Origin of the sequence: Pleurocapsa sp. PCC 7327 (genome assembly GCF_000317025.1) — a bacterium.
Classification (GTDB): Bacteria; Cyanobacteriota; Cyanobacteriia; order Cyanobacteriales; family Microcystaceae; genus Hydrococcus.
In genome coordinates this window covers 3,695,142-3,708,246 of record NC_019689.1, presented here as the reverse complement: position 1 = coordinate 3,708,246, position 13,105 = coordinate 3,695,142, and the positions used below count along the sequence as shown (strand labels likewise).

Here is a 13,105-nt window from a genome sequence, read left to right as displayed (position 1 = left end):
AAAAAATGCTTATTCAAACTAAAACTAAGAGCTTGCAGATAGAGCGGCATCGATTCAAAGGCAACGAACCCTTATTGTTAGATGACCCGAATACAGTTTGGATAGTACAATCCGGTAGTTTAGCGCTATTTGCGATCGCTCTCAAAAACAGCATGCCTGACGGAAAGCGTCGCTATTTATTTAAGGTCGGCGCTAAGGAGGCAATGTTCCCCACTCCTCCATCGTCTCAAGGCGAACAGCGCCAAATCCTAGCAGTATCGCTTGAGGAGACAGAACTCCTTAAACTCTCTAGAGAAGACTTTGGGGAGTTTATGGTCAAGGCTAATGGTAAAGCCGTGGCGCTAGTAGAGCGCTGGATCGAGCGACTGGGTTCCGGACTGGCAGATCTGCCCGCTCCAAGCTTTAGCATACCCCATGAAGGACTCCAATTCTTTTCTTTAGCGGGCGGGGAAATATTCCAGCCTGATTCTAACGGGGTATCCTGGACGCGAATCCAGCAAGGACGCGCATTTTGGATGGGATTGGAAGAACTGCCTTTGGAGCCTGCCTCTGGCATGTTGCCATTAGGTTCTCAGATGTGGTTGCAGGCAGAAGATAGAGTTGAGCTTGAGAGCCTTCACACTTCGGAGATCCAAAATGTCAATGTACTAATCAACAGTATCGCCCAATTGCAAATCTATTTCCTGCGCTACATCGACTTGCTAGAGCAGCAGGAGATGCATCAAGAATTAGTTAGGTTTGAAGAGAGAGAGCGCCTCAATCGTCAAGTAATGCATGAAACCTTGGCTGCACTGTCATCCGTGCTGCAACCCAAGGGAAGCGAACCCGCTCCGACGAGAACCGATAGCCAGCCAGAAGACCTTTTACTGAGCGCTGCTGGGGCAGTCGGGCGGTCTTTAGGGATTACCATTCGTCCGCCAGCCAAGTCAGAAGACCTCAAACGGGTTCCCGATCCCCTAGAAGCGATCGCGCGAGCCTCGCGAATTCGCATGCGTCAGATCCAGCTAACGGATGGCTGGTGGAAAAAAGATTCTGGTCCCATTCTTGCCTATACCGTCGAAGACACGCGCCCAGTGGCGCTATTACCAATCTCTGACGGCAAGTACGAGATTTTCGATCCCAAGACGCGCAAACGCAGTCCCGTCAATGCTCGCAGCGCCGATCGGCTAGCCCCTTCTGCCTACATATTTTATCGACCTTTACCTGAGAAAGCCCTAAAAACCTGGGAACTGCTCCAATTTGCGCTGCGAGGTCGTTTGAAGGAACTGGCAGTCGTTCTGCTAACTGGCATTGCGGCAACGCTGCTAGGAATGTTGACCCCCCAAGCTACCGCTATCCTCATCGACAACGCTATCCCGGATGCCAATCGCGGCTTATTGCTGCAAATTGCTTTGGGTCTTTCTGCTACTGCCTTTGGCGCAACGATCTTTCAGTTAGCTCAGGGACTTGCTCTGCTGCGGCTGGAAACTTTTGCCGACTCAACCACCCAGGCGGCAGTCTGGGATAGGCTTTTGAAGTTAAAGGCATCTTTCTTTCGCCAGTACTCAATCGGCGACTTAGATAGTAGAGTACAAGCCATCAGTCAGATCCGTCAACTCCTGAGCGGCACGGTTCTCAAAACTATTTTCACCAGCTTGTTTGCACTGCTGAACTTGGGACTGTTGATCTATTACAATGGCGTACTCGCCGCGATCGCGATCGTTGCAGCCATGGCCAATATTGCCGTCACGATTGTCTCTGGTATGCTTACGCTTCGTAAAGTTCGCCCGCTACTGGAGTTGCAAGGAGAAATCTTTGGCGTCATGGTGCAGCTCATTAATGGTGTTGCCAAGCTGAGAGTCGCTGGCGCTGAAGCACGCGCCTTCGGCTACTGGGGCAAACAGTATAGCCAACAAGTCAAACTCCTGCTGAGTACCCAAGGCATTGAAGACATCCTAACGGTCATTAATAAGGTATTGCCTACCATAACATCGTGCGCTCTCTTTTGGTTTGCGACTAACATGCTGCGCCAAGACGGAGGTCAAGGACTGACCACTGGTACTTTCCTTGCCTTCAACGCTGCTTTTGGCACCTTTATTGGCGGTGCAACCAGCTTGAGCAGTACGGTGGTGGATGTTTTACAAATCGTACCTTTGTGGAAGCGATCGCAGCCAATTTTGCAAGCCGAACCAGAAGTAGATTCCGCTAAAGCCGATCCCGGCAAGCTTTCGGGCAGAGTGGTTGTAGACCATATCGTTTTCCGCTACCGTGATGATGGACCCCTGACGCTCGATGATGTAAGCGTTCGGGCTGAGCCTGGAGAGTTTATCGCCCTAGTGGGAACTTCTGGGAGTGGCAAATCAACTTTGTTCCGATTGCTACTGGGGTTTGATGTCCCCGAATCTGGCAGCATTTACTATGACGGGCAGGATTTGGCTGGACTAGAGGTTCATGCGGTGCGCCGACAGTTGGGCGTCGTGCTGCAAAATAGCCGATTGATGTCTGCGTCTATTTTTGAGAATATTGCTAGCGGCGCTAGGGTCACAATGGAGGAAGCTTGGGAAGCAGCCCGGATGGCAGGCTTTGCCGAGGATGTCGAATCCATGCCCATGGGAATGCATACCGTCGTCAGCGAAGGCGGGACTAACCTCTCTGGCGGACAACGGCAGCGATTGTTAATTGCTCGCGCCTTGGTTCTCAAACCTCGGATTTTACTCTTTGATGAGGCGACTAGCGCCCTGGATAATAAAACGCAGGCGATTGTCAGCGAAAGCCTCGACCGACTACAAGTGACGCGAATCGTTATTGCTCACCGACTCAGTACGATTCGCAATGCCAATCGTATCTACGTGTTTCAAAACGGTCGAGTGGTGCAGCAGGGCAGTTTTGAGCAACTATCCAAGCGAGAAGGTCTGTTTGCTCAGCTTATGGCTAGGCAGACGCTTTGAAGCCCCTTTTGTCTTTTTTCTCTTCTGCATGGCGATGAGCTTCAACGACTTCTTATCCCTCAAAGCTGCGATCGATTTGTATACCAATTTGAAAAATCTTGGCTACAGATGGGTTTTTAAAACCTTGATGAGATGAGTCTTTCTCAATCCAAAATCCAAAATGGTATATTAATCTCTCGATTTGTATACTATGGCATACATTTTTCTAGTTTCCGCTCGCTGCGGCTGGTAGTAAAAACCTTTTGCGATCGCTTACGCCTAGCTTGTCTGCGACTCCTAGAATTGCGAATTGCCAATTATGAATTGTGAATTGGGTTGACCCCTATTCCACCGTCACCGACTTTGCCAGATTTCTTGGCTGATCTACATCCAAACCGCGTCGCGCCGCAATGTGATAAGCCAATAACTGCAAGGGAATCACTGTCAAAACGGGAGACAATAATTCATCTACGGCTGGGACGGCTAATAAATCGTTAAAGATCGATTCGGCTTGTCGGTCGGTCATTGCCGTCACTCCTATCAGACGGGCATCGCGGGCTTTTGCCTCCTGGGCGTTGGAGAGGACTTTTTCATAGACGCTACCGGGAACCGCGATCGCAACCACTGGCACCTTTGAATCCAATAGCGCGATGGGACCGTGTTTCATTTCTCCAGCTGGATAGCCTTCTGCATGGATATAGCTGATTTCTTTGAGTTTGAGTGCCCCTTCTAAGGCGATTGGGAAGTTAATGCCCCGTCCGATAAAGATAAAATCTTGCGTCTCGGCAAATTCGTGAGCGAGTTCTTCGATGAGGGGTTCTTGTTTTTCTAACACTAACTCGATCTGTCCGGGCAGTTGGCGCAACCCTTCTACAATCGACGCCAACTTTTCTATAGGCAAACTCTGACGGCGATAGGCGAGATCGAGAGCGAGAAAATAGAATCCCATCAACTGTGCCATGAAGCTTTTTGTTGCCGCTACGCCGATTTCGATTCCCGCTTGGGTGTTCACAATGCGATCGACCATGCGGGCAAGCGTACTTTCTGGGCGATTGGTAATTCCCAACAGCTGAGGAGCATATTTAGGTTTGAGTCCAGCTCGACGCTGTTTTTCTGCTTCTAGAGCAGCTAGGGTGTCCGCCGTTTCTCCCGACTGAGTAACGCCGATGGTAAGGGTATTGGCAGTAATTGGACTCGGTGCGTAGCGAAATTCCGAGGCGTATTGCACCATCGTAGGAATGCCCGCTAACTGTTCGATGAGGTATTTGCCGACCAGACTGGCGTGCCAACTCGTCCCGCAGGCGAGGATCTGGATGTGTTCGAGATCGTCGTAAAGTTCTGGCGGGATGCCCAAATTAATTGGGCTATAGGTTGGGTTATCTTGTGCGTGCCAATCGGGATTGAGATAGGTTTCCAGACAAGTGCGCACTACCCCCGGTTGCTCGTGGATTTCTTTGAGCATGAAGTGACGGAAGCCCTGTTTTTCTACCGTAGTAGAAGTCCAGTCGAGGATATGGGGCATTTTTTTGAGGCGCTTGCCTGTAAAGTCGTAGACTTCTACACCCAGCGGCGTGAGGCGGGCGATCTCTCCATTGTCTAGAGGCAGTACGGCGCGGGTATGGGACACTAAGGCGGTGGCATCGGAAGCGCAGAAAAATTCCCCCTGACCGAATCCTACGATAAGGGGGGCTTGTTGGCGGGCGACGATCAGTTCGTCGGGGTAGTCCGCACATAAAACTGCGATCGCAAATGCCCCTTCTAACCTATTGACGGCTTGTTGGACGGCTTTTAAGAAAGGGCTGGGATGGCTTAAATCTTCTTCTGTCTTTTCGGGTAATAAATCGGCAATTAAATGAGGAATGACTTCCGTATCAGTTTCCGAGAGGAACTGGCGATTTTGACTTTTAAGTTCTTCGCGCAACTCCTGATGGTTTTCTACAATCCCGTTTTGAACGACGGCAACTCTTCCGTCTGTATCCATGTGGGGATGGGCATTGTATTCTTCTGGTTTGCCGTGGGTTGCCCAACGGGTATGTCCGATGCCGATGCGGGCGGCATTGTCTTCTCTGGCTAATTTTTCTCGCAGGTTGTAGAGTTTGCCCTTGGCGCGAACGCAGCGGAGTTTTCCTTCTAAAACCGTAGCCACTCCAGCAGAATCATAGCCTCGATATTCTAGTCTTTCTAATCCCTCTAATAAAATATCTATTGCTGTTTGAGTACCAATATAACCAACAATGCCGCACATGAATTCAGTTATTTGTTATTAGTTCTTAGTTATTTGCTATCAGTGTAACCTTTCGCGCTCTCGTGTCAATGACCGATAACTTTACGATTTTAACTTTAATATTAGGGTAAGTCCCTTACTGTAATGTACGATAGGCTTTTTGCTTTTATTTCGGGTAAGTAATAAGGGGAAAAGGCTTCGCTTGGGAAAAGGGAAAACTGCTACATATCTTTTCCCTTTAACCTGGGACGAAGCCTCTCCACCTTACCTCTAACCGAATGTTCTCTCTGCGTGTGATTGAAAGCAGGAGAGCTAATATCCTAAGTAGGATTTCTCCTCGCTCTTGCCAATCCGCCGCTACACTGCAAAGCAGTGTAGCGACGAAATGTCAATAGCTTTCTTCGTTGTTTCCAGCCGATGCTATGGCAAGTCGTCGGTTGGCTTGGCTGAGCAAATCGGCGATCGCAATTTTAACTTTCAAGGCAATAGAAGGATCGGCTAAAATCTCTTGCGCTTGTTGGCGATAGATGGCACCTGTAACTGTATCGACGCGATCGAGTTGTTCGAGTTCGGAAAAGATTTTATCTAAATAGAAAGAAATTGTCACAATTCTGTCCTCCACGACAGCCTGTACTTTCATTTTAACTAGATTTAGGGGACTAATCCGAACAATCGAACGAAAATTTCCCAATTTAACCCTGCAATTTAGACTCTTCTCGACCGATCCTTCAGCCAAAGGAATAATGTTTTTTAACGTCGCGGCGAATTTTCCAAGTGCAGGACATTCCTGCCGGAAAAGTCACTAAATCTCCTTTTCCCATTTCCACGGGTTCGCCGCCATCGGGAGTGACGACGACATCGCCTTCGAGAAAATAGCAGGTTTCTTCTACATCATACGTCCAGGAAAACTCCGATACTTCTTTTGTCCAAATCGACCAGTCAAACACTCCCAATTCATTCAAGCGTGCTTGAGTGGGTTGGCGTTCGATGTTGATTCCCGATCTCGGTTTGGTTGTCATGAGTCTTCGTTATTGCGACATTTCTTTACGGATTTTTCTCGTCGTTATTGATTTGAGCGGTTCCTTGCTCTGGTTTTTGCTGTTGGCGCTTTTTGCGCTCGGCTTCCAAAGCTTCTTCAAGAACCTTGAGAAGCTGATCCATTTTATCTAAGTTCGAGCGATAGAGATCTAAATCTTTTTGTAGCTTTTCTGGCGAGAGATGTAAGGCTTCGGTCACTTCCTTAAGGGTGCGATCGCGTTTTTCTGGGTCTCTGAGTATGTCTGGGTCGGCTTCTGCTAAAAGCGTATACAGACCGATGGCAAACAGACGGCTATACTTGTAGTTCGACCGATTAGCTATTGCCTGTAAAGTTTCTACCAATCTGTTTTCGCCACCCGTAGGCGTAGAGGAATTAATTTTAGCGATTAATTCCTGCACCGACATCTGTTTGGCTTGGGCTAAGATTTCTCCGGCTTCTTGACGGTACTGTTCCCAATTGCCGCCAGTTGCTTGGCACAGTGCTGCAAAAATCGATGATTTATCTTGTTCGGGTTGATATCCTTGCATGAAACGCTCGAAAGCGGTGACGACTCCCAAGGCATAAATAGCATCGTAACGAAAGTCCGTATTGACGGAGAGCAAATGCATCTCTACTATCAACTCTTCTACGAAGCGGCGATAGATCGAGTTGATCGGGCGGGTGTGATGAGTATAGAAATCACGCTTTGCGTCTGAAACAGTACGAACCTTATCCACAAGACAGACTGACATAGAAACTGTAATCTCATTTTCTCTTTTAAAGACACCTTTGCCAACCAGAAATTAAGGAAAGGCAAATGGCGACTGGGCATTTTAGATGTTACCAACTTTTTTCCCAAAAGGTTTATCTTAAGTCGAGATCCAGAAATCGACCATCAATCGTAGAGAATGGACTCCAACAGCAATTGGTTGGTTTGAGAACGGCGATCGCGAGCAAATAATTTCTTACCTTGCCAGAGTCGATCGCTAAAATCTTATGAATCTCTATATTATGTTATTTTCTATTTCCTAAATCGTTAAATGCTCGAACAAAATTTTACTCCCAATAAAAATTAAAATCGATCCACCAATAATTTCAATTTTTTTACTGAATAAGTTTCCGAATCTATGACCGATGAATACGCCCAAAAAACACAAGCTAAAAGTAATAGCCCCAATAGTAGTTACTGCTAAAACAATTGAAGTTTTAATTACCGCTAATCCCAGTCCTGCTGCAAGAGCGTCGAGACTGGTCGCTATAGCAAGAACGGTCAGCGTGTAGGTATCTAAAGGATTAAATCTTCTTTCATCATCATCGCTTGTCAGGGATTCATAGATCATTTTCCCTCCTATAATTCCCAACAAGCCAAAAGCAATCCAATGGTCGAATGAAGACAAAATCTCTCTAAAAGTTAGCCCTGCCATCCATCCAAGCAGCGGCATAAGAGATTGAAATCCCCCGAAAAATAAAGCAATCTTTAGCGCTTTATTAATTTTGATATGCTTAATCAGCAACCCACTACTCATAGCAACAGCAAATGCATCTGCTGATAATCCTACTGCCATTAATACTGTTGATAAAGATTCCATTTAGTAACTAATTCGCGCCTCTAAAGATTTTAACTGAATTTCTCGCAAAAAAGTCTCATCTTTTTTTCATTTTTGCTTGATTTTTTATTCATTTTTGTGCGATCTTGGAGGAATGAGTCCGAACGCAACGGTCGGGAACGTCGGAAACTGAAAGCCAAGGCAGGCTTGCCGGAAGAGATCGCCGCCAAGTGCGACTTGGGAGACCAGATTAGAAATTTTGATAATTCAACCTGTCCGTACAACTGGTACGGAAATTGCCCTTGCTGTAGAGAGTAAGAACCGAACTGACTTCAGTTAATCATTCTGTTAACCTAGATGAAGAGGAACTCTCAGAAAAAGTTATTATTCTTAACTCATTAACTGTTAAATCCTCGCCAACAAACGCGAACCACCAGTAATTGAAGAGGAGATATTTATTAATGGCTTCGACTGACTTCAAAGACTATTATGCCACTCTAGGGGTCAGCAAAAATGCTAGCACCGAAGAAATTAAAAAAGCCTTCCGCAGGCTAGCTGTAAAGTATCATCCCGATCGCAATCCCGGCGATAAAAAAGCCGAGGAACGCTTCAAAGAAATCAGCGAAGCTTATGAAGTCTTGTCAGACCCCAATAAGCGCCAAAAATACGACCAATTCGGTCGGTACTGGAAACAAGCGGAACAGGCTGGAGGGTGGTCTCCCGGTGGCGCTGGCGTTGATTTTGGCGGCTTTGACTTCAGCCAGTTCGCCAATTTTGAAGATTTTATTAACGAATTACTCGGTCGCGTTTCTAGTCCCGGCGGGACTCAAAGTCGAACCTACACTTACCGAACCTCAACCGGTAGCAGACCGGGTGGATATACCGATTTTGGGGGATATGGCGACTTTGGCGGTTTTGGTACTCAAACGCCTGCTGCAGATCGAGAAGCTAGCATTCGCCTCACCTTTTCCGAAGCATTTCGCGGCGTTCAAAAACGCCTTAATCTGGGCAATGAGGTTGTTGATGTCCGCATTCCCCCCGGCGCCAAACCAGGCAGTCGTATAAGAGTGCGCGGCAAGGGTTCGGTAAGTCCCTACACGCAACAACGGGGCGACCTGTACTTGACTGTGGAGTTAGAACCCCACCCTTTTTTCCAGTTTGAGGGAGATAACTTGGTTTGCGAGGTGCCGATTGCACCAGATGAAGCCGTTTTAGGAGCCTCCATTGAGGTTCCGACTCCCGATGGCATGGTAACAGTGAAAGTGCCCCCTGGCATTCGTTCCGGTCAATCTCTCCGGCTGCGGGGCAAAGGATGGATTCATCCCAAAGACAGACGGAGCGATTTATTGGTGAAGATCGCGATCGATACGCCTAAAAATCTTAGCGCCACCGAACGGGAATACTACGAAAAACTCCGCCACCTTCGCAGTTACAATCCTCGCCAGTACTTACAGCAAGTGGGTATTTAAATCTTTTGAACGCGAGACGAGATTTTCTCGTCTCGCGTTCGTCTTGTGGATCTACCCCTCATTGGTTAAAAAGCAATTTTCCTACTTTAACTGCTTGTAGACCCCGATCGCTAGCCTTTACGATGGGTGAAAAATCTCTTTTTCTAAAGTTGTCCGAACCGTTTGAGCCAGGGATTGAGCGAAAGCTTCCGTCGATTCTACACTTGAGAGCGGATCGATTTGAATTTTTAGACTTGCGGCAACCCAGGCAGCTCGGCGGCGATGTAACTGCGCCCATTGGTCGGCTAAAAACCATTGCAGCGAAGAAACATTCCCGCCGCCAGCCCAAGCATACCACTGAACTACCGCATAGGTTTTTCGATTCCAGGCTCTAAAAAAGCTAGCGCTGACGCGATCGGTTAGATTTAGGGTTTTGTGGGAATCTGTCTGCCAGCGCTCGAAACCGTTAAGATCCGTCCATTCAACTTGTGGATGGTTTTTGTAATAATCTTGGGGCATCAGCCAGAGTTCGACGGAATTTTTTCCCTCTCGTTCGAGCTTTTGATACGACCATTGATTTCCTCCAATCAAAACTTGTTGTTGTTCGATGGTTTTCCAGCCGGGAAGCGTTAAACCATTGTCGCGCAGATTTTTGAGCCGCTCGATCTGGGTCACTTTTGGCAAATCTACCCATGACCACTGACCCCCCAAGTAGCCGGGAATGGTTCCAATAGCGGCGATCGCAATCAGCAGCAAGACTAGGGCCATCCGAGTAATTGAAAGTGATTTTTTGATTTTAATTAGGTTTATCGCAGCCATCAAATTATCGCTCCCTCGATGTTTAGAAATTATGACTCTTGAGTTTTAGAAAGTGATTCCGACTTTTCTGACTCGATGACTGGATCGAACCTCCCTAAAAAATTTAGAAGTAAGACAATGGCACCTAACATAGCGGTCGAATACAGATCGCCGCCCATTCCATCGTGGAGCCATTTAAAGAGTTGGTCGTATCCTCTACCGTGAAAAAAGCTTAGTAACGTATTGCGAATAATATTAGCAACGATACTAATGACGACAGCTCCTATTAATAACAAATTTGTTTTTTTTCTATTACTTAAATTTCCCGTCCAATGTAAAAGCAGCAAAGCAACATAGAGGCTGGTAAACAACATTTTTAAGCCAGCACAATAGGGAGCGACTTCTACGAGTTTTCCATCGACAGCTAGATAAATTCCATCCACCGTAACGTTAAATCCCAATTGCATCAGAAGAAAACCTGCGGCTCCCGCAATAAACATTTGCAAGGGTAACGTATAGGGCGTAATTAGGTAAGGAACTGAATTGGGAGTAGCTAGTAAAACTAAAAGCAAAGAAAATTTTTGCAGCCTCAAACCAGGCAGTCCTTTGAGCCAGAGACAGACCCCCGTTAAAATAATGGGAAAGGACAAATTGACAAATTCGGCAGAGCCAGTTAAGTAAAAAACCGCTGCTAATAGCAATAAAAATCCGCCGATGGGATGAGAGCGATTTTCTAAGCGCAGCCACTTTTTACGCTGCATCCAACAAATATAGGCGGCATAGGGAAAACCGATTAGCCCGTGGCTAAAGTATTCGTGTTCGGTGCTGATACTTTTGTTTAACCAGCCATCGTACCAGTGGAGAAGGATTGGAGCGTAAAGAACGCCCAGTAAAACGATAACAAGGATGGTAAAGAGGTTTTGTTCTCTGACAAGCGGAAATTTTTGTTTGGCGAGCATCGTTACGCTCCTAGTCGGATCGCGTTTAGATTTAACAACCTTTTTAAATTGAAACCACTCTAGCGAGAGATGACAACTGCTCGCTGAGAAATTCGATCGGCTCGCGGCTTAACCCCGGATACATTGGCAAGGATAAAATGCGATCGCACAGTCGTTCGCTGCTGGGAAAGTCGCCGATTTGATAGCCGAGATGACGGCAGGCGGGTTGGAGATGGCAGGGAAGGGGGTAGTGAATGCCCGTTTGGATGCCGCTAGCTGCCAGTTGGTTCTGAATTTCATTGCGGTTTAAAGGGCAAGCTTCGCTAATTTGAATGACGTAGAGGTGATAAACGTGTCCCGTGCCGCTTTGATTAGCGATCGCAGAGATTCCAAACGACTGTAGGGGTTGCAAGCGACGATCGTACTCTTGGGCAGCTTGATAGCGCAAGCGATTCCACTTGGATAGATAGGGCAGTTTAACCTGGAGAATAGCGGCTTGGATCGTATCGAGACGGCTGTTTTTGCCCAGTTCGACATGATAGTATTTGCTGGGCGCGCCGTAGTTGCGCAGGGTTCGGACTTTTTTGGCGATCGCTTCGTCGCGAGTAACTAACATGCCGCCATTGCCAAACGCGCCGAGATTTTTACTCGGATAAAAGCTAAAGGCGGCTGCGATTCCCACCGAGCCAGCCGTGTAGCCTTCCCGTTGTGCCAAATGCGCTTGGGCAGCATCTTCAAAAATCAGTAGGTTATAGGCGCTAGCAAAATCTAATAACTGCCCTGGAGAAACCATCTGCCCGTATAAATGAACGGGGATAATCGCTTTGGTTTTGGCAGTAATTGCCTTAGCAGCCAAATTTAAATCGATGAGGGCGGTATCGGGGTCGCAATCGACTAAAATGGGGGTTGCTCCCGCTTGGATAACTCCCAGAATCGTGGCAATAAATGTATTGGCAGGAACGAGAACTTCGTCGCCCGCGCCGATGCCGCAAGCTTGCAAGCCAAGGGCGATCGCGTCGGTGCCCGATGCTAGCCCGATGCCATGTTCGACTCCGCAAGCGCGAGCAAAAGCCGTTTCAAACTCGCTCAAGGCATGACCCAGGATAAAATCTCCTCGCTCGATGACGCTTTTAATCGCTTGTTCTATGTCGGTTTGTAGCGGTTCGTGTTGCCAGGAAAGATCGACAAAAGGAACGATTACTGGGGTAGCGCTCATAAATAGGCAAAGTCGCGTTTATTTAATTTATATATTCTCAGGATTCCCTAGAATAACCCAAAAAATATCGAATAAGTTATCAAAGATTATCGCGTTTTTGGATCTAGGGCATCCCGCAAACCGTCGCCGATATAGTTGATGCTCAGCACGGTCAAAAAGATTGCCAAACCGGGAAACAGTGCCATGTGAGGAGCCGAGGTCAGATAATTTTGAGCGTCGTACAACATTCTGCCCCAAGTAGGGACATCAGGCGGAAATCCCAATCCCAGAAAGCTGAGAGTCGATTCGGTAATGATGGCATTGCCAACCGCTAGGGTAGCGGCAACGATAATGACGCTAAGGACGTTGGGAAAGAGATGCACCCAGATTAATCGACTCGGACGCGCGCCTATGGCAGTAGCTGCCATGACGAATTCCATCTCCCGCAGTTTCAGGAAATTGGCTCGCACCAATCGCGCCACGGGCATCCAATTGAGTCCGCCAATGACCACAACAACCAGCAGAAAAATTCCGACTTCAGGTCCGGCGACCGCCCGAATCGCGTCTCGGAATAAATACACCACCAACAGCAATAAAGGTAACTGAGGCAGCGATAAAAATAAATCTGTCAGGCGCATCAATAGGCTATCGACAATTCCCCCATAGAACCCCGCGATCGCGCCGATAAACGTTCCCAAGAAGGTGGTCACTAACATGGCTGCGAGGGCAACGGCCAGAGAAACGCGCCCGCCAAACAATATCCTAGCTAGTAAATCCTGACCGAGATCGTTGGTGCCAAAGGGATGTTGCCAACTCGGAGGCGCGGCCGCTTGCCCGAAATCGATGCGATCGATAGGAGTGGTATAAATCAGCGGTCCAATGGCGATCGCAACGATAATACTCAACAGAACGACCGTTCCTAAGATAGCCATCCCATCTCGACGAAACCGCCGCCAAGCCTCCCACCAAAGGCTCCTCGCGCGATCGCCCCCTAAAATTTGGTTATTGGTCATTAACAGTTATAGATTTTT

11 protein-coding genes are annotated in these 13,105 nt (G+C 47.6%); 2 read left to right on the top strand and 9 right to left on the bottom strand.

All coding sequences use genetic code 11. The features are described from left to right. Positions 1–5: 5 nt before the first annotated feature. Positions 6–2,927, top strand: a complete 2,922-nt coding sequence (locus tag PLE7327_RS16620; protein WP_015144959.1) for an NHLP bacteriocin export ABC transporter permease/ATPase subunit — start codon at positions 6–8, stop codon at positions 2,925–2,927. Positions 2,928–3,249: 322 nt separating this feature from the next. Here the strand turns inward: PLE7327_RS16620 and glmS are convergent, their stop codons facing one another. The 5 genes from glmS to PLE7327_RS16595 form a co-directional block, all read right to left on the bottom strand. Further along, a complete protein-coding gene (gene glmS / locus PLE7327_RS16615; RefSeq protein WP_015144958.1) occupies positions 3,250–5,151 on the bottom strand; it encodes a glutamine--fructose-6-phosphate transaminase (isomerizing) in 1,902 nt (633 codons plus the stop codon). A gap of 367 nt (positions 5,152–5,518) precedes the next feature. After that, positions 5,519–5,737: a hypothetical protein gene (locus PLE7327_RS16610; protein ID WP_217523177.1), complete on the bottom strand. Its 219-nt coding sequence runs from the start codon at positions 5,735–5,737 to the stop codon at positions 5,519–5,521. 121 nt (positions 5,738–5,858) lie between these two features. Next, a complete protein-coding gene (locus tag PLE7327_RS16605; RefSeq protein WP_015144956.1) occupies positions 5,859–6,149 on the bottom strand; it encodes a cupin domain-containing protein in 291 nt (96 codons plus the stop codon). A 25-nt stretch (positions 6,150–6,174) separates the two neighbouring features. Next, the gene (psb29, locus tag PLE7327_RS16600; protein ID WP_041392257.1) at positions 6,175–6,885 is read right to left on the bottom strand and encodes a photosystem II biogenesis protein Psp29; all 711 of its coding nucleotides are present in this window, start codon (positions 6,883–6,885) and stop codon (positions 6,175–6,177) included. Positions 6,886–7,176: 291 nt separating this feature from the next. Next, positions 7,177–7,737: a manganese efflux pump MntP family protein gene (locus PLE7327_RS16595; protein WP_015144954.1), complete on the bottom strand. Its 561-nt coding sequence runs from the start codon at positions 7,735–7,737 to the stop codon at positions 7,177–7,179. A gap of 419 nt (positions 7,738–8,156) precedes the next feature. Here PLE7327_RS16595 and PLE7327_RS16590 point away from each other — a divergent pair, with 419 nt between their 5' ends. Continuing rightward, a complete protein-coding gene (locus PLE7327_RS16590; RefSeq protein ID WP_015144953.1) occupies positions 8,157–9,164 on the top strand; it encodes a DnaJ C-terminal domain-containing protein in 1,008 nt (335 codons plus the stop codon). A 117-nt stretch (positions 9,165–9,281) separates the two neighbouring features. Here PLE7327_RS16590 and PLE7327_RS16585 read toward each other — a convergent pair whose 3' ends face one another. From PLE7327_RS16585 to PLE7327_RS16570, 4 genes are all read right to left on the bottom strand, one after another. Continuing rightward, the gene (locus PLE7327_RS16585) at positions 9,282–9,962 is read right to left on the bottom strand and encodes a cyanoexosortase B system-associated protein (RefSeq protein ID WP_015144952.1); all 681 of its coding nucleotides are present in this window, start codon (positions 9,960–9,962) and stop codon (positions 9,282–9,284) included. 29 nt (positions 9,963–9,991) lie between these two features. Further along, positions 9,992–10,900, bottom strand: a complete 909-nt coding sequence (gene crtB / locus PLE7327_RS16580) for a cyanoexosortase B (RefSeq protein WP_015144951.1) — start codon at positions 10,898–10,900, stop codon at positions 9,992–9,994. A gap of 43 nt (positions 10,901–10,943) precedes the next feature. Then, entirely contained in the window at positions 10,944–12,095 is a 1,152-nt protein-coding gene (locus PLE7327_RS16575; RefSeq protein WP_015144950.1) for a DegT/DnrJ/EryC1/StrS aminotransferase family protein, read from the bottom strand. A gap of 86 nt (positions 12,096–12,181) precedes the next feature. Continuing rightward, a complete protein-coding gene (locus PLE7327_RS16570) occupies positions 12,182–13,087 on the bottom strand; it encodes an ABC transporter permease (protein ID WP_015144949.1) in 906 nt (301 codons plus the stop codon). Between the last annotated feature and the right edge of the window lie 18 nt (positions 13,088–13,105).